The organism is Ralstonia pickettii, from assembly GCF_030582395.1.
Lineage (GTDB): Bacteria > Pseudomonadota > Gammaproteobacteria > Burkholderiales > Burkholderiaceae > Ralstonia > Ralstonia pickettii_D.
This window is the reverse complement of sequence record NZ_CP104381.1, coordinates 556,553-573,063: the sequence shown is the minus strand read 5'-3', so window position 1 is coordinate 573,063 and position 16,511 is coordinate 556,553. Positions and strand designations below refer to the sequence as shown.

The 16,511-nt window shown below is 64.7% G+C and carries 14 protein-coding genes; 10 read left to right on the top strand and 4 right to left on the bottom strand.

Going from position 1 to position 16,511, the window contains the following annotated elements:
• Window positions 1-2: 2 nt before the first annotated feature.
• On the bottom strand, window positions 3-1,589 hold the full coding sequence (locus N5B55_RS02680) for an isocitrate lyase (RefSeq protein ID WP_154206437.1): 1,587 nt from the start codon (window positions 1,587-1,589) through the stop codon (window positions 3-5).
• Between the two features lie 448 nt (window positions 1,590-2,037).
• On the opposite strand from N5B55_RS02680, the gene N5B55_RS02675 reads away from it, so the two are divergent.
• Window positions 2,038-3,282: a saccharopine dehydrogenase family protein gene (locus tag N5B55_RS02675; RefSeq protein ID WP_304539747.1), complete on the top strand. Its 1,245-nt coding sequence runs from the start codon at window positions 2,038-2,040 to the stop codon at window positions 3,280-3,282.
• Window positions 3,283-3,312: 30 nt separating this feature from the next.
• Here N5B55_RS02675 and N5B55_RS02670 read toward each other — a convergent pair whose 3' ends face one another.
• Complete coding sequence (locus tag N5B55_RS02670) at window positions 3,313-4,362, bottom strand: AI-2E family transporter (protein WP_304539050.1); 1,050 nt, start codon at window positions 4,360-4,362, stop codon at window positions 3,313-3,315.
• Between the two features lie 254 nt (window positions 4,363-4,616).
• Between N5B55_RS02670 and N5B55_RS02665 the strand changes: the two genes are divergently transcribed.
• The 3 genes from N5B55_RS02665 to N5B55_RS02655 all read left to right on the top strand — a co-directional run bounded on the left by N5B55_RS02665 (window position 4,617) and on the right by N5B55_RS02655 (window position 7,871).
• On the top strand, window positions 4,617-4,898 hold the full coding sequence (locus N5B55_RS02665; RefSeq protein ID WP_178959417.1) for an antibiotic biosynthesis monooxygenase family protein: 282 nt from the start codon (window positions 4,617-4,619) through the stop codon (window positions 4,896-4,898).
• 349 nt (window positions 4,899-5,247) lie between these two features.
• Complete coding sequence (locus N5B55_RS02660; RefSeq protein WP_065856902.1) at window positions 5,248-7,005, top strand: GGDEF domain-containing protein; 1,758 nt, start codon at window positions 5,248-5,250, stop codon at window positions 7,003-7,005.
• 197 nt (window positions 7,006-7,202) lie between these two features.
• Window positions 7,203-7,871, top strand: coding sequence for a glutathione S-transferase family protein (locus tag N5B55_RS02655; RefSeq protein ID WP_304539049.1), 669 nt, complete (start codon window positions 7,203-7,205; stop codon window positions 7,869-7,871).
• Between the two features lie 27 nt (window positions 7,872-7,898).
• Here the strand turns inward: N5B55_RS02655 and N5B55_RS02650 are convergent, their stop codons facing one another.
• A complete protein-coding gene (locus tag N5B55_RS02650; RefSeq protein WP_304539048.1) occupies window positions 7,899-9,701 on the bottom strand; it encodes a methyl-accepting chemotaxis protein in 1,803 nt (600 codons plus the stop codon).
• A 228-nt stretch (window positions 9,702-9,929) separates the two neighbouring features.
• Between N5B55_RS02650 and N5B55_RS02645 the strand changes: the two genes are divergently transcribed.
• Entirely contained in the window at window positions 9,930-11,036 is a 1,107-nt protein-coding gene (locus tag N5B55_RS02645; protein WP_304539047.1) for an S-(hydroxymethyl)glutathione dehydrogenase/class III alcohol dehydrogenase, read from the top strand.
• 22 nt (window positions 11,037-11,058) lie between these two features.
• Window positions 11,059-11,922: an S-formylglutathione hydrolase gene (fghA, locus tag N5B55_RS02640; RefSeq protein ID WP_304539046.1), complete on the top strand. Its 864-nt coding sequence runs from the start codon at window positions 11,059-11,061 to the stop codon at window positions 11,920-11,922.
• Between the two features lie 18 nt (window positions 11,923-11,940).
• Here fghA and N5B55_RS02635 read toward each other — a convergent pair whose 3' ends face one another.
• Window positions 11,941-12,453 (bottom strand): hypothetical protein, encoded by a 513-nt coding sequence (locus N5B55_RS02635; protein ID WP_304539045.1) that lies wholly within the window; start codon window positions 12,451-12,453, stop codon window positions 11,941-11,943.
• Window positions 12,454-12,688: 235 nt separating this feature from the next.
• Here N5B55_RS02635 and N5B55_RS02630 point away from each other — a divergent pair, with 235 nt between their 5' ends.
• Genes N5B55_RS02630 through N5B55_RS02615 form a run of 4 tightly spaced genes read left to right on the top strand, consistent with a single transcriptional unit; the run spans window position 12,689 to window position 16,507 of the window.
• Window positions 12,689-13,468: a paraquat-inducible protein A gene (locus tag N5B55_RS02630; protein WP_178959410.1), complete on the top strand. Its 780-nt coding sequence runs from the start codon at window positions 12,689-12,691 to the stop codon at window positions 13,466-13,468.
• Window positions 13,465-14,202: a paraquat-inducible protein A gene (locus tag N5B55_RS02625; RefSeq protein ID WP_304539044.1), complete on the top strand. Its 738-nt coding sequence runs from the start codon at window positions 13,465-13,467 to the stop codon at window positions 14,200-14,202. The genes N5B55_RS02630 and N5B55_RS02625 overlap by 4 nt, the downstream gene beginning before the upstream one ends.
• Entirely contained in the window at window positions 14,199-15,842 is a 1,644-nt protein-coding gene (locus tag N5B55_RS02620) for a PqiB family protein (RefSeq protein WP_154206428.1), read from the top strand. Before N5B55_RS02625 ends, N5B55_RS02620 begins: the two co-directional genes overlap by 4 nt.
• Entirely contained in the window at window positions 15,839-16,507 is a 669-nt protein-coding gene (locus tag N5B55_RS02615; protein ID WP_304539043.1) for a PqiC family protein, read from the top strand. The genes N5B55_RS02620 and N5B55_RS02615 overlap by 4 nt, the downstream gene beginning before the upstream one ends.
• The last annotated feature ends 4 nt before the right edge of the window (window positions 16,508-16,511 follow it).

Here is a 16,511-nt window from a genome sequence, read left to right as displayed (position 1 = left end):
AATCAGTGGAACTGATTCATGGTGTTGTCTTTACCTGCCGCCTTCAGCGCCGCTTCGCCGCTGAAGTATTCCTTGTGGTCGTCGCCGATGTCCGAGCCCGACATGTTCTGGTGCTTGACGCAGGCGATGCCTTGGCGGATTTCCTTGCGCTGCACGCCAGCCACGTAGCCGAGCATGCCCTGGTCGCCGAAGTATTCCTTGGCCAGGTTGTCGGTCGACAGCGCGGCGGTGTGGTACGTCGGCAGCGTGATCAGGTGGTGGAAGATGCCGGCTTCGCGCGACGCATCGGCCTGGAAGGTGCGGATCTTCTCGTCGGCGAGCTTCGCGAGTTCGCTGTCGTCGTACTCGGCGCTCATCAGTTGGCCGCGCTCGTAGGCCGACACGTCCTTGCCGGCTTCCTTCATCGCGTCATACACCTGCTGACGGAAGTTCAGCGTCCAGTTGAACGACGGGCTGTTGTTGTACACCAGCTTGGCGTTCGGGATGACCTTGCGGATTTCCTTGACCATGCCGCCGATCTGGCCGATGTGCGGTTTTTCGGTTTCGATCCACAGCAGGTCTGCGCCGTTTTGCAGCGAGGTGATGCAGTCGAGCACGCAACGCGCTTCGCCCGTGCCGGCGCGGAACTGGAACAGGTTGCTCGGCAGGCGCTTCGGACGCAGCAGCTTGCCGTCGCGCTTGATGACGACATCACCGTTGCCGAGTTGGTCAGCCGACAGTTCTTCGCAGTCGAGGAACGAGTTGTACTGGTCGCCCAGGTCGCCCGGCGCATTCGTCACGGCGATCTGCTTGGTCAGGCCGGCGCCCAGCGAATCGGTACGGGCGACGATGATGCCGTCGTCCACGCCCAGCTCCAGGAACGCGTAACGGATCGCGCGGATCTTGGCCAGGAAGTCCTCGTGCGGCACGGTGACCTTGCCGTCCTGGTGGCCGCACTGCTTCTCGTCCGACACCTGGTTTTCGATCTGGATGCAGCAGGCACCCGCTTCAATGAACTGCTTGGCCAGCAGGTAGGTCGCTTCCGCATTGCCGAAACCGGCGTCAATGTCGGCAATGATGGGCACGACGTGGGTGACGTGGTTGTCGATCTTTTCCTGGATGGCGGCCTTGGCGGCGGGGTCCTTGGCAGCATCCAGTTCGCGGAACAGGCCACCCAGCTCGCGGGCGTCGGCTTGACGCAGGAAGGTGTACAGCTCGCGGATCAGCGCGCTGACCGAAGTCTTCTCGTGCATCGACTGGTCCGGCAGCGGGCCGAACTCCGAGCGCAGCGCAGCGACCATCCAGCCTGACAGGTACAGGTAGCGGCGTTCGGTACTCTTGAAGTGCTTCTTGATGGAAATCATCTTCTGCTGGCCGATGAAGCCGTGCCAGCAACCGAGCGACTGCGTGTACTTGGACGGATCGGCGTCGTAGGCAGCCATGTCCGCGCGCATGATCTTGGCGGTGTACTTGGCGATGTCCAGACCCGTCTTGAACTTGTTCTGGGCACGCATGCGGGCAGCGTACTCAGGATTGATCGCGTTCCATGCGCTGCCGTAGGTCTCTTTCAAACCGGCAACTGCCTTGATGTCGTCTTGATACTGGGCCATGTCAATTTCCTGGAAATAAAGCGCGTTTGAGAAGAATCGGTTGCGTGTGCAGCTACGGAATTCGAAGCGAGCAGCGTGGATTTATTGTAGGTCTGCTTTGACGCGACGCAGCAAGGTCTTATATAAGACATAAGAGTTAGTTTTTCTTTATATTTCAATGAGATAGACGACAAATTTTGCGATGCGGAACGTGTTTTCAGCAAACGGGAAGACGCCGCGGGAAAAATCCTGGACGAATTCCGCAATGTGGAATGGCCTTTCAAGTGCCGAAGCCTGCCGAACCCGCTCGCGCGCCTGGGGCCGCAAACATGTCTCTGCCTGCGTAATGCGATGCGCGCGCTACCAGTTGCCCGGCGGACTAGACGCCTTCACTATTTTGTTTGCCGCTGAACGAGAGAAGAAGCGCAAGGCGGCGCCCTCATCCGCCCACAGAAAAAAGGAAGGCTCCATGCCCGCTCCGGACTATGACGTTGTCGTTTTCGGCGCCACCAGCTTTGTCGGCCAGATCCTGACCCGCTATCTGTCCGAACATCTTTCGGGCGATGGAGAAGCGCTGCGCTGGGCCATTGCCGGGCGATCCGAAGCCAAGCTGCTGGACGTCAAGCGCGCACTGGGTGCGGCGGGCGAGTCGCTCCCGATCATCGTGGCGGACGCTGCAAATGAAGCTCAGTTGCGGGCACTGTGCGCCCAGACCCGCGTGGTGGTCTCTACGGTTGGGCCCTACGCGCTATACGGCGAGCCGTTGATCAAGGTCTGCGCCGAAAGCGGCACAGACTACTGCGACCTCACCGGCGAGACGCAGTGGATCAAGCGCATGATCGACAAATATGAAGCAACGGCGCAGCGGTCTGGGGCTCGCATCGTGCATTGCTGCGGCTTCGACTCGGTGCCGTCGGACATGGGGGTCTATTTCCTGCAGCAACAAGCCATGCGGCAATGGGGCACGCCCGCCACGCAGGTGAAGTTGCGGGTCAAGACACTGAAAGGCGGCGCCTCCGGCGGCACCGTGGCCAGCCTCGTCAACGTCGTGCAGGAAGCCGCTGCCGACCCCGCCTTGCGCAGGGAGCTGGCCGACCCTTACGCGCTGTGCCCCGGGGGCCACGGCTTCACGGCACGCCAGCGCTCTGTCAGAGGCGCGGCATTCGATGCCGATTTCAATGTGTGGATTGCACCGTTTGTCATGGCCGCCATCAACGAGCGCGTGGTGCATCGCTCCAACGCCTTGTCCGGCAACGCCTATGGCAATCCATTCCTCTATGACGAAGCGGTGATCACCGGAGCAGGCCTGAGCGGTCGTATGAAAGCGATGACCATGGTGGCCGGCCTGGCCGCATTCATGCTGGGCATTGTCATCAAGCCCGCCCGCATCGTAATGCAGCGCTTCCTGTTGCCCAAACCCGGCGAAGGCCCCACGCCTGCGGCGCAACTGGCAGGCCGCTACGACCTGCGGCTCTTTGGCCGAACCGATCAAGGAAACACCTTGCGAGTGAAGGTGACCGGCGATCGGGACCCCGGCTATGGCTCCACCGGGAAGATGCTCGGCCAGGCCGCCATCAGTCTTGCGCTCGACCACACGAAAGACGGCCTCAAGACCGGGCGCCCAGGCGGCTTCTGGACGCCCGCCACCATGTTCGATGACCGATTCATCGAGCGCCTGACCCGCCACGCAGGTCTGCGTTTTGAGCGGATATGAGCGCGATGAAGCGTCCGCTCGGCAGCGGCATCACTCGTTCTGCTCGCGCGCAAAGATGTCCCAGCTGGCCATGAACAGCGCGGCGACCAACGGCCCGATCACGAAACCGGTGATGCCGAACAGCTCCATACCGCCCAGGGTGGAGATCAGCACGACCCAGTCGGGCATCTTGGTGTCCTTGCCGACCAGCAGCGGGCGCAGCAGGTTGTCGACCAAGCCGATGACGCCACCGCAGAAGGCGACCAGGATCACGCACTTCCAGATCGCGCCCACCATCAGGAAATAGACCGCGACCGGAATCCACACGAGGCTCGCGCCGATCGCCGGCAGCAGCGACAGGAACGCCATCAGCGCGCCCCACAGCACCACGCCGTCAATGCCAAGGAACCAGAAGATGAGCCCACCGAGCACGCCCTGCACCAGCGCCACGGCAATGTTGCCTTTTACGGTGGCGCGCACAACGGTCGTGAACTTGTTCAGCAGCAGGCGCTTGTGCTCCTCGTCCATCGGCAGCGCGCGGCGCACGCGGCGGCCAATGTCGGTGCCGTCGCGCAGCAGGAAGAACACCATGTAGAGCATCACGCCGAAACCGACCACGAACTGGAACGTGTTCTGCCCGATGCTCAGGGCCTTCGTGGCGGCAAACTGGCTGATCTGCGCAGCGCCATCGGCGAGCTTCTTCTGGATGCCGGCAATGTTCGTCAGGCCGGCTTTGGCAAGCAGTTGCTGCACCCACGTCGGCAGCGCCTGCACCGCTTCGGAGAGGTATCTGGAGTAATTCGGCTGCGCGCCCTGGACCTGCTGATACGCGACGCCGATTTCCTGCACGATGGTCGCCGTTACAAAGATCACGGGCAGGATCACGATGAAAATGATCAGCGTGAGCGTGGCGAGCGCCGCCAGGTTGCGCCGCTTGCCCATCCGGGCGACCAACGCGCGCTGCACGGGCTGAAACAGAATCGCCAGGATGACGCCCCAGAACACCGCGCCAAAGAACGGCGAGAGGATCCAGCAGAGCCCGAGGGTGACGACAAACAGCAGGAGGAAGAAGAATTTCTGGTGGCCGTTTCCGCTATCCATGGATTGCTTTCGCTTGAAAGTGATGTCTGAACAGCCCGAGCAGGATCCGGGCCAAGGCAGTGAAATCCGAGTATGCCCGCGCAGCCCGCGTTGTCATAGAGGCCGTCCGCGGCCACACAGACATTTGGGAGCCAACCCGACATTGGCGCCCCGCGCGCCGCACCGCCCCATGCATGCCTGGCGATGGCGGCGCCGATTGCCGGCTATAGTCTGCTCACCCATCCAACCGAACGGAGCACAACGTGGTATTCGAAATGGCACATATTGAAATTCTCGCCGGCAAACAGCGCGAGTTTGAAGCCGCTGTCCAGCAAGCCTTGCCGCTGTTTGCGCGCGCCAAGGGGTGCCACGGCGCCGAGCTGCATCACATCGTCGAGCGCGACACCAGCTACGTGCTGCTGGTGCGCTGGAACACCGTGGAAGACCACATGGTCGATTTCCGCGAATCCGACGATTTCCAGGAATGGCGCAAGCTGGTCGGGCCCTTCTTCGCAAAGGCGCCCGAGGTTGTGCACTCCAACGTAGCGGTCAAGTAGCCCCCCAAAATCATTCGATACCCGCACCTGGCACAGGATGCGCAGCACCTCCCGCCGCGCATCCCCACCTGTGCCATGCCAGGGCAACTGCCGACTGCCCCGGCTTCTTGCGAGGCTGCGTCCTGAACATCCCGCAAGAATCCTTTTTCATTTGTTTGCACTCTGCCCTCCCGGCCGGGGTTCAATGACACGGTAAAGATGGCCCCGATGCTGCCGTTAGCCAGGGATGTGCGTTGCGCACGGTCACTTGCGCGGGCGCCTGTGCAGTCCGTTCGCAACCGCCTTCCGACTCCTGCCCAGCCGTTCGCCAAGACTCTCCACCACTCCGTTCATGCCTTCAGAAACGTCGATGGAACGGCGCTTTAGCGCCAGCGTCGCCATCGTCCTTGTTCCGGTGTTGTCGTTGTCGTGCTGGCTGCTCGGCTACGCATGGCTGGCCTACGGCCGCGCAGACGATGCCGCTCGCAGCGTCCAGGCGCTGCGCATGGCGCTGCTGGCCATGGAGAAGGTTTCCGCTGAGCGCGGCCCGACCAACGGCGTGCTGGGTGAAGACCTGCCGGTACCGGCTGAGCGCAGCGCGGCCCTGCAACGCATGCGCGCCGTCAGCAATGACCACATCGGCAAGCTGCTCGACGCGCTCGGGCCTGAACATTGCCCAGGATGCCAAGCCGACATCAGCGCCGCCCGCCGCGCCCAAACCAACCTGGCCGCTGCACGTGCCAACATCGACCGGCTGACGGCCCTGCCGCTGCACGCGCGCAGCAGCGACGACCTGGCCGACGGCGTGAACCGCATGATCGCGGTCATCCCCGAATTCCTGCCCATCGTGAACGCGCGTACAGCCAACATCACACGCGGCGATCCCGACGTGCTCAATTGCCTGACGCTGGCGCGGCTGGCAGCGGATCTGCGCGAATACGCGGGCCAGCTCGGTTCGCGATTTACCGGCGCGCTGGCCATGCACCGCGCGCTGACGCTTGACGAGCAGCTCGCCATCGAACGCACACAGGGCCGTATCGACCAGCTGCGCAGCATGATCGAGACCCGCGTGGCCACGCCATCCACCGTGAACCAGCATGCGGTCGCAACGCTCGGGGCACAGTACTTCGGCGATGGGCTGCGCTATGTGGCCGCCGTGCGCGCCCAGGCCAGCCAGCCGGGCGGCGTCGATACCACGCCCGCCGCATTTGCCGAGCGGTACGTGCCCACGATGCGCGCCATCACGGATTTCCGCGACATCGTGCTGCGCATGGCGGAAGACGACATCCGCCAACATCGGCGTGAAATGCTGTTTGTGCTCGTCGGCTCGGCCGGCGCGGTGTTTTCGCTGCTGGGGGCACTGGCATGGATGACGCTTTCGTTCCGCCGCAACGTGGTGGGCCCGTTCGTCAACGCCACGCGGCTGATCGACGGGATTGCGCGCGGCAATCTCAGCGTGCATATCCCGACCGGCTTTGCACGGCGGGAGATCCGCGCGATGTTCGAGGCAATCCGCGTGCTGCGCATCAACAGCATCGAACGCCGCCGGCTGGAGCTTGAACGTGCTCACCTGATGCAGGAACTCGCGCGCATGGCCGAGACCGACCCGCTCACGCAGTTGCTCAACCGCCGCGCCTTTGAAGATCGGGCCGATGCCATGTGCAGGTTGGCGCAGCCGAAAGCGCCGCTGCTTGCACTGATCATGTTGGACATCGACCACTTCAAACGCATCAACGATACATACGGCCACGCCGTGGGCGATGAAGCGCTGCGCACCGTTGCAAGCCTGTGCCGCGCCGAAGGCCCGTCTGCAGACGTGGTGGCGCGCATCGGCGGGGAAGAATTTGCGGTGATGGTGTGGGCGGATAGCCTCGCGCAGGCACGCGCGGTGGCCGATCACCTGCGCCATCGCATTGCCGAGGTGACCGTGCCGACCGGCACCGATCTGCCCTGCCGCATGACGGCCAGCTTTGGCGTGGCGATTGCGCCGGCCGCCGATGGTCCCACCCTCGAATCGCTGCTGCGACGGGCAGACCATCTGCTCTATGCCGCCAAGCTGGCCGGCCGCAACTGCGTGATGACCGACTCGCCGCCGGCATCGCATGATCTGTCGGCTGCAGCCGACTGAGACACCGCCACACCCATCGCTTCACAAGGTTCGAGCAGGATCGCAATGTTCCAGCGCCCCTTCGAAGTGACACGCGGAGGCGGCGGAAGCATGCCGCGATGACGCACCGCAGCAGCGGATTTTCCAAGACGGAGCCGAGCCGACCGCCTAGAGTGGCAAGCTGACATTCACCCGTTTAGCGCACACCGGAGCCCACGATGCCGCAAGACCGCCACCTGATCCTCTACCACTCGCCACGCAGCCGCTCGCGGGGCGCGCGCATGCTGCTCGAAGAGCTCGGCGCCGACTACGAGGTGCATGCCTTTGACCTGACGACGGGCGAGCACAAGACGCCGGCGTTTCTCGCCATCAACCCGCTGGGCAAGGTGCCGACCTTGCGCCATGGCGATGCGGTCATCACCGAGCAGGTGGCGGTGTATCTGTATGCGGCGGAGCTGTATCCGAAAGCCGGGCTGTCGCCGGCCGTGGGCGATCCGCTGCGCGGCGCGTACCTGCGCTGGATGGCGTTCCATGGCGCGTGCTTCGAGCCGGCCATTGTCGATCGCTCGATGAAGCGCGAACCGGCTGCGTATTCGATGTCGCCGTATGGCAACTTCGACGCCATGCTGGACACGCTCACGGCGCAATTAGAGAAAGGGCCCTACCTGCTGGGCGAACGCTTTACCGCGGCGGATGTGCTGTGGGGCGCGGCGCTGGCGTGGACGACAATGTTCAAGCTCATCCCGGACACGCCATTGGTGCGTGGCTACATTGACCGCGTGATGGCGCGGCCCGCCATGCAGCGCGCGCAAGCCGCCGACCTCGCGCTTGCCCAGGCGCAGGACAAAGCAAAGGCCGAGGCAACAAACGCTGCCCCGGCCCCATAACGCTGCAACCGCGCAGGTCTAGCGGACTTAGTGCGACAGGCGGAACTGCCCCACTGCCTCGTTCAGGTTGTGTGCCTGTTCTTCGAGCGACTCCGCGGCGGCGGCGGCTTGTTCGACCAGCGCAGCGTTTTGCTGCGTCACCTGGTCCATCTGGTTGACGGCCTGGTTGACCTGTTCGATGCCGCTGCTCTGCTCTTCCGAGGCGGCCGAAATCTCGCCCATGATGTCGGTCACGCGCTTCACCGCATCGACGATCTCCGCCATCGTCACGCCGGCCTGATCGACCAGCGCCGTACCGTTGCTCACGCGGTCTACCGAGTCATGGATCAGCGCCTTGATTTCCTTCGCCGCGCCAGCCGAGCGCTGCGCCAGGCTGCGCACTTCGCTGGCCACCACGGCAAAGCCACGGCCTTGCTCGCCGGCACGCGCGGCTTCCACCGCGGCGTTCAGCGCCAGGATGTTGGTCTGGAACGCAATGCTCTCGATCACGCCGATGATGTCGGCGATCTTTTTGCTGCTCTCGTTGATGCCGCCCATGGTCTGCACGACCTGGCCGACCACATCGCCGCCGCGCGTGGCGACGTCCGACGCCGTCACGGCAAGCTGGCTGGCCTGACGTGCGTTGTCGGCGTTCTGCTTCACGATGCTCGTGAGCTCTTCCATGCTGGACGCGGTTTCTTCCAGCGAGCTGGCTTGCTCTTCCGTGCGCTGCGAGAGGTCTGCATTGCCGGCAGCAATTTCCTGCGCGGCCGAGCGCACCGAATCGCTGCCCAGGCGGATCTGCTGCATCACGGCGGTCAGCTTGTCGGCGAACGTGTTGAACGAACGGGCAATCTGTGCGACTTCATCTTCGCCATCCGACGGCAGGCGCTTGGTGAGGTCACCGCTGCCCGAGCCGATCTCGTCCATCGCATCGCGGATCATCGACAGGCGACGGAATGCGCGCGAAGTCATTGCGCCGACGATGAGGGCCGCAACGATGGCCACGCCCACCAGCGCGCCGATCGAGGTCATCACCAGCGAGCGCATGCCCGCGGTGGCGTCGGACTTGTCCAGGGCCACGACCAGGCCCCAGTCGGTGCCCTTCACGCCCTGGCGATAGAGCAGCTTGGCCGCGCCATCCACCGCCACTTCCACGGGCTTCTCTGCCTGCGCCAGCGAAGCCAGGGTGGCTTCGTTCAGCCCGGCCGACAGATCGGTCACCGGCTTGAGCGTGAGCTTGTCATTCGGGTGGGCGACGATCTTGCCGGCCGCATTGACCAGGAAGCCGAAGCTGGCCGGCGTCGGATGAATGGCCTTGACGTTGGCAATCACGCTGTCCATCGCCACGTCGCCGCCGATCACGCCCTTGAGCGTGCTGCCTTCGAGAATGGGCACGGCGAACGTCACCACCAGCTGGCCGGTGCTGACGCTTACGTACGGCGGAGTCACCACCGGCTTGCCTGCCTCCACGGCCTGCTTGTACCAGGGGCGCGCGGTCGGGTCGTACGTCGGCGGAATACCCTCCGGGTTGGAGAATTTGTACGATTTGTCGGGATAGCCGACATAGACGTTGATGAAGCCGCCAGCCTTGTGCACGGCCTTGAAGACCGGGATCGGGTCGGCAGACACTGCTATGTCTTGCAGCGACACCATCATCTGCGTCTTGGACGCCACCCAGTCGTCGATGCCGGCGATGTGGCCACGCGCGACCGACTGGAGGTTCTGGCGGATGGACTCGTCGTTATACGAACGCGTCACGAGATAGTTCAGACCGCCAGCAAAGGTCAATGCGCCGACCACGATGGCAACGCAGGTCAGCAAAATGCGAGTACGGATGGATGCGAGCACAGTATGGTTTCCTACGAGGCCCATGGCAGGGGTTCCACCATGTAAGGCATACGGCACACGGCCCTGTCGGCCTGCCGTCGCACAAAGAACGGCCGTTGTAAGGAAATCTGAAGTCTGATGTGCCGGACGCGACTTTGCTGTCACGTTGCCCCGGCAGGCAACGTTCTACAACCGCCCTCCCTACGCTGCCCGCGCCGGGCAGGGTCCACTTCAAAAAAAGGAATGCGCATGAAAACCAAAGCCGCCATCGCCTGGAAAGCCGGTGCTCCGCTCACCGTGGAAGAGGTCGACCTGCAAGGCCCGCGTGCCGGCGAGGTGCTCGTGGAGATCAAGGCGACCGGCATCTGCCACACCGATTACTACACGCTTTCGGGTGCCGACCCCGAAGGCATCTTCCCGGCGATCCTCGGCCATGAAGGCGCGGGCGTCGTGCTGGAGGTGGGCGCGGGCGTGACATCGCTCAAGGCCGGTGACCACGTGATTCCGCTTTACACACCGGAATGCCGCCAGTGCAAGTTTTGCCTGTCGCGCAAGACCAACCTGTGCCAGGCCATCCGGGCCACGCAGGGCAAGGGCCTGATGCCGGACGGCACGTCGCGCTTCTCGCTCGATGGCAAGCCGCTGTTCCACTACATGGGCACGTCCACGTTTGCGAATCACATCGTGGTGCCGGAGATTGCGCTGGCGAAGATCCGCCCCGACGCGCCCTTCGACAAGGTGTGCTACATCGGCTGCGGCGTCACCACGGGCGTGGGCGCGGTGGTCTACACGGCCAAGGTGGAAGCCGGCGCCAACGTGGTCGTGTTCGGGCTGGGCGGCATCGGGCTGAACGTGATCCAGGGCGCAAAGATGGTGGGCGCCGACAAGATCATCGGCGTGGACCTGAACCCCGCACGCGAGGCCATGGCACGCAAATTCGGCATGACGCACTTCATCAACCCGAACGAGGTGGAGAACGTGGTCGACCACATCATCCAGCTCACCGACGGCGGCGCGGATTACTCCTTCGAATGCATCGGCAACACGAAGGTCATGCGCCAGGCGCTGGAGTGCACGCACAAGGGCTGGGGCCAATCGATCATCATCGGCGTGGCCGAGGCCGGCGCCGAAATCAGCACGCGCCCGTTCCAGCTCGTCACGGGCCGCGAGTGGAAAGGCTCAGCCTTCGGCGGGGCACGTGGTCGCACAGACGTGCCGAAGATCGTTGACTGGTATATGGAAGGCAAGCTCAACATCGACGATCTCATCACGCACACGCTGCCGCTGGAGCGTATCAACGAAGGCTTCGAGTTGATGAAGCGCGGTGAGTCGATCCGCTCGGTCGTGCTGTATTGAGCCCTGAAGACGGAGCTACGTCATGACGATTCCGTTACCGGAACTTGAGCTGCTGTCCGAGCATGCGTGCTTTGGCGGGCTGCAGCGTTTCTATCGGCATGCCTCGACGGCGATCGGGCTGCCGATGCGCTTCTCGGTCTACCTGCCGCCTCAGGCGATGGCCGGCGCACGGTGCCCTGCCCTGTTCTATCTGGCCGGGTTGACGTGTACGGAAGAGACCTTCGCCATCAAAGCCGGCGCGCAACGCGTCGCTGCGCGCGAAGGCCTCATTCTGATCGCGCCGGACACCAGCCCGCGCGGCGCGAACATCCCCGGTGAAATCGACAGTTGGGATTTCGGGATCGCCGCCAGCTTTTACGTGGACGCTACACAGGCCCCGTGGCGCGATCACTACCGCATGGAAAGCTACGTCGCCGACGAACTGCACCGCATTGCGCGCGTGGCGTTTCCGGTGGCGGCGGGGCGCATTGGCATCTTCGGGCATTCGATGGGCGGCCACGGCGCATTGACGCTGGCCCTGCGCCATCGGGAACGCTTTGCTTCGGTATCGGCGTTTGCGCCGATTGCGCATCCGTCGGTGTGTCCGTGGGGCATCAAGGCGTTTACCGGGTACCTCGGGGACGATCGCACCGCGTGGGCCGCGCACGACGCCACGCACTTGATGCGGCAGGCCTCATGCCCGTTTCCGGGCGGCATCCTTATCGATCAGGGCGAGGCCGACAAATTCCTTGCCGAACAGTTGTATCCGGAAGACTTTGCCGCCGCGTGCGCCGCAGCCGGGCAGCCGCTGCAATTGCGCCGCCACGCCGGCTACGACCACGGCTATTACTTCATCGAGACTTTCATCGAAGATCACCTGCTGCACCACGCAGCACAACTGCGCTAGCAGCAGGTAACCCCACGGTTAGCGGCCGCTCCCACCGCCGCTGCCGCCAGCGCCTCCGCCGGCACCCCCGGCGCCTGCCCCACCACCGACACCGCCCGAGCCCGCAGCACCGCCGCCGGTGCCGCCACCATTGCCACCGCCCGGCGCTCCCATCGAGCCGCCGGTGCCTGCGGCACCTACTCCAACCCCGCCGGAGCCGCCGCCGCTGGTGCTGCCGGTCGAATCGTTCGAGCTGCCGCCATAGCCGCCGCTCGAACCCGAGCGCGACGATGTACTTCCGGAGCGCCCCTGCTTACCGCTGGCATTGCGATTGCGGGTGGCGTCCCGACCGCTGCCCGTCGAACCGCCGTTGGCGGCGGTGCCCCCCGTGCCCGTGGCGGTTGCGTCGGTGCTGGTGCCGCCGGCCGGGGACATGCTGCTGCCACCCGCTGTGCTGTTGGATTGGGTCGCTCCCGTCTGGGCATAGACCGCCGCGGTACCGCCTGCCAGCGCCAGCGCGACTACAAGAGAAGATGCACGGAGATACGTCATGAGTTGCTCCTTTGAGGTTGGGATGTGCCCCTTCAACTCAGCAAGGCCCGTTCCGCCGTCACCCCGCGCATTCGCCGGGCGGGCCGACGGGCGGGATATTTGCTAATCACCGAACGTCAAATGCGCAGCCCTGCACTCAGCTAAACGTTCACCCCTGTATGTACAATCGGCTGCCCGACTGACAGTGCGCCGTCCCGTGTGCGTTCAACGCTGCGGCCGCGCCTTCAGCCCGACGATGGAGCTGCTCACCGTGAAAATCCCCTTCCCGCTGCCGCGCCCATGGCGCGCAGCGGGCGATGCCCCTGACGCCAAGGCCGCCCCGGTCGCGCAACCGCTGCCGGGCGATCCCGATGCCTGGATCGCCTGCGAGCATTGCGACACCCTGCATCGCCACGAAGTCATTGCGCTGGATGAAGAGGCGCATTGCACACGCTGCGGCATCAAGCTGTATCGCAATCAAAGCGAGCGGCTGTCGGTGCTGCTGCCCCTGGTGGTGACGGGCCTCATCGTCTACATCGTCGCCAACATCTTTCCGATAGCCGAGATGAACGGCGGCGGCAACCGGCACGCCACCACGCTGTGGGGCGCCATCGTGGCCCTGTATGACTACGACATGCTGTTCGCTGCCGTGCTGGTGGCGCTCACCACGGTGTTCTTCCCGCTGATGTACATGTCGGTGCTGGCGCCGCTGCTTATCGCGAGATGGCGCGGGCGGCAGCATCCGGCGGCCGCGCTGGTGCTGCGCGCGGCTGCGTTGATTCGCCCCTGGGCGATGATTGAGATCTTCATGCTGGGCGTGGTGGTGGCGCTCATCAAAGTGGCCCGCATGGTGTCGCTCGAGGCCGATGCGGGCTTGTGGGCGTTTGCCGCGCTCACTGTGTTCCTGACGGTGGCGTTGTCGATCGACCTGCGACCGTTCTGGCGCGAAATAGGGTTGACGCTGCAGCCGGGCTCGCACGTCGACGCGCCGACCGGCATGGACGCCGCGGCCCGCCCCGGCGAGGATCGTCCATGAACAGCGCCACCACGCCTGCCTCTGCACAGCCGGCGCAACAAGGCCGCCCGCTGCGCGCCGCCGCGCATGGCCTGGTGACATGCGAGCGCTGCGGCCTGCTGGCGCGCATGCCCGAATCAGAGGCCGGCACGCGAGCGGTGCTGACCCACGCAGACGCGCCCGACGAAACCGCCCTAGCGCCAGTTTGCCCGCGCTGCATGTCGCCCCTGCACGTGCGCAAGCCCGACAGCCTGGCGCGCTGCTGGGCGCTGCTGATTGCGGCAGCCGCCATGTACCTGCCCGCCAACCTGCTGCCCGTGATGATTACCGACACCCTGCTCGGCTCGCAGCAGGACACCATCATGAGCGGGATCGTCTACCTGTGGACGTCGGGCTCGTGGCACCTGGCCATCATCGTGTTCATTGCCAGCTTTCTGGTGCCGCTGGCCAAGCTCGGCATCCTGGCGGTGCTGTGCCTCTCGGTGCAGCAACGCTGGCATTGGAATCCGCGCCTGCGCACGCGCCTGTACGCGCTGGTCGAGATCATCGGCCGGTGGTCGATGCTCGATGTGTTTGTGGTGACGCTGCTGGCAGGGCTTGTCCATCTGTCGACGCTGGCCGTCATCAAACCCGGCCCTGGTGTCGGCCCGTTTGCCGCGGTGGTGGTGCTGACCATGTTCGCCGCCCGCTGTTTTGATCCCCGCCTGATGTGGGACGTCATCGACGAGCCCGATCCTGAAGAGACCGATGTATGACCGACCCCGTCGATAACGAAAACGTCCCGGCGCCTCGCCGCACGAAGCGCAAGCGCTGGCTGCCCTCACTGATCTGGCTGGTGCCGATCGTGGCACTCGTGGTGGGTGCAACGCTCATGGCACGCGTGATCCTGGCGCGCGGCGCGCAGGTGACCGTCACGTTCAGCTCGGCCGAGGGCATCGAGGCGGGCAAGACGCGCGTCAAATACAAGAGCGTGGATATCGGCGTGGTCAAGGCGGTGGGGCTCAGCGACGACCGGTCCGGCGCCGTGGTACTGATCGAACTGACGCATGACGGCAAGGCGTTTGCCGCATCCGACACGCGCTTCTGGGTGGTGCGCCCGCGCGTGGCGGCCGGCAGCATCTCGGGGCTCGGCACGCTGCTCTCCGGGGCGTACATCGGCGTGGACGGCGGCCGCTCGCAAGAGAAAAAATCCGTCTTCAAGGGCCTCGACACACCGCCGGCCATCTCCGCCGATGCGCCCGGCAAGCAGTTCACCTTGCACGCGCCCGACCTGGGCTCACTCGATATCGGCGCGCCGGTGTATTTCCGCCGCGTGCGCGTGGGGCAAGTCACCGCCTACGACATCGACGCCGACGGCAAGGGCGTGACCTTGCACATCTTCGTCAACGCGCCGTTCGACAAATTTGTGGCACGCGGCACGCGGTTCTGGAACGCCAGCGGCATCGACCTCAAGCTCGACGCCAACGGGCTGAAGGTCGATACGCAATCGCTGCTGACCGTGGCGCTCGGCGGCATTGCGTTCCAGACACCGGAAGAAGCCGATCACGAGCCGGCTGCCTCCGACGCACAGTTCCAGCTCGTGCGCAACGAAACCGCGGCGCTGAAGGACCCGGAACACCTGTCGCAGACCGTGGTGATGTACTTCCACCGCTCGCTGCGCGGGCTCAACGTGGGCGCACCGGTGGAGTTCAAGGGCATCAACGTGGGCGAGATCAAGTCGATCGGCATCCACTACAGCAAGAAGCGCCACGAGTTCGTGCTGCCCGTGACGGCCACGCTGTACCCCACGCGCTTCGGCATGGACATCCGCGACGACAACCCGCAGCACGCCGCCGAAGACGTCCGCACACAGTTCGACGTGCTGGTGAAGAACGGCATGCGCGCGCAGCTCAAGAGCGCGAGCCTGCTGACGGGACAGCAGTTCGTGAACCTCGACTTCATCGACACGGCCGAGCGCGAGAAGACCCCGCCGCGCTTCGGCATGCGCGATCGCGACGGCGCGTATGTGTTCCCCACGGCCGACAACCCCACGGACGATATCGAAGCGCAGATTGCCGGCATCGCCAAGAAGCTCAACAAGGTGCCGTTCGAGCAGATCGGACAGGATGTTCACCGCACGCTGACGACGCTCGACGCTACGCTCAAGCAGACCGAGCAACTGGCCAAGACCGTCAACAGCGATCTCGCCCCGCAGATGAAGGAAACGCTGGCCGAGGCGCGCCGCACGCTCGACTCTGCGCGCCAGGTCTTCTCCGACGATGCCCCGCTGCAACGCAATGCGCGCGACACGCTGGAACAGGTGGCCAAGGCCGCCGCGTCCGTGCGCGTGCTGACCGATTATCTGGACCGCCACCCGGAAGCGCTGATCCGCGGCAAGGCAAAGGACGCGCAATGATGCCGATGCAAACGACGATGCTGTCTTTTTCTCTTCGCGTGGCCGGCGGCGCTGCCGTGGCCTTGCTGGTTGGCGCGTGCGCCTCGCCCGAGCCGACGTTGCATACGCTGTCGGCGCGCCCTGAAGCAACCGACGCCGCCCGCTTTCAGCGTGCATTCCGCCTCTCGGGCGTGCGGGTGCCCGATCGCCTGGACAAGCCGCAGATCGTGCTGCGTACGTCCGACAGCGAAGTGGTGGCGCTGGAGCAGCAACGTTGGGCCGCGCCGTTCGGTTCGGAACTGCGCGATGCGCTGTCTGCGAACCTGGCGACGACGCTTGCTGCCGTGGACGTGGGAAGTGCCGCAGCGCCTGCGGGCGTGCCGCTCTACCGCATCGGTGCCGAAATGCGCAGCTATGACGCGCGGCCTGGCCAAGGCGTGACGGCGCTAGTGACGTGGCGCGTATCGCGCGATGCGGCAAACCAAGGGGCAGCGCCCGCAGCCCTCACCTGCCAGACGACGCTGGCCCTGCCCGTCAATGGGCAAGCCGCGGGTACGGATTCAGAGGCTGGCGTCAACGCGGTGGTGTCGTCCACGCAACGCCTCGTCCAGCAATGGTCGCAACAGATTGCGCAAAGCGTGCAGGGTCTGGAAACACCTTCCGCGGTGCCGGCATGGTGCCGGTGAGGCG

Coding starts and splice junctions, on each gene's coding strand:
- N5B55_RS02680 (WP_154206437.1), bottom strand. CDS start 1,589: ATGGCCCAGTATCAAGACGACATCAAGGCAGTTGCCGGTTTGAAAGAG.
- N5B55_RS02675 (WP_304539747.1), top strand. CDS start 2,038: ATGCCCGCTCCGGACTATGACGTTGTCGTTTTCGGCGCCACCAGCTTT.
- N5B55_RS02670 (WP_304539050.1), bottom strand. CDS start 4,362: ATGGATAGCGGAAACGGCCACCAGAAATTCTTCTTCCTCCTGCTGTTT.
- N5B55_RS02665 (WP_178959417.1), top strand. CDS start 4,617: ATGGCACATATTGAAATTCTCGCCGGCAAACAGCGCGAGTTTGAAGCC.
- N5B55_RS02660 (WP_065856902.1), top strand. CDS start 5,248: ATGGAACGGCGCTTTAGCGCCAGCGTCGCCATCGTCCTTGTTCCGGTG.
- N5B55_RS02655 (WP_304539049.1), top strand. CDS start 7,203: ATGCCGCAAGACCGCCACCTGATCCTCTACCACTCGCCACGCAGCCGC.
- N5B55_RS02645 (WP_304539047.1), top strand. CDS start 9,930: ATGAAAACCAAAGCCGCCATCGCCTGGAAAGCCGGTGCTCCGCTCACC.
- fghA (WP_304539046.1), top strand. CDS start 11,059: ATGACGATTCCGTTACCGGAACTTGAGCTGCTGTCCGAGCATGCGTGC.
- N5B55_RS02635 (WP_304539045.1), bottom strand. CDS start 12,453: ATGACGTATCTCCGTGCATCTTCTCTTGTAGTCGCGCTGGCGCTGGCA.
- N5B55_RS02630 (WP_178959410.1), top strand. CDS start 12,689: ATGGAGCTGCTCACCGTGAAAATCCCCTTCCCGCTGCCGCGCCCATGG.
- N5B55_RS02625 (WP_304539044.1), top strand. CDS start 13,465: ATGAACAGCGCCACCACGCCTGCCTCTGCACAGCCGGCGCAACAAGGC.
- N5B55_RS02620 (WP_154206428.1), top strand. CDS start 14,199: ATGACCGACCCCGTCGATAACGAAAACGTCCCGGCGCCTCGCCGCACG.
- N5B55_RS02615 (WP_304539043.1), top strand. CDS start 15,839: ATGATGCCGATGCAAACGACGATGCTGTCTTTTTCTCTTCGCGTGGCC.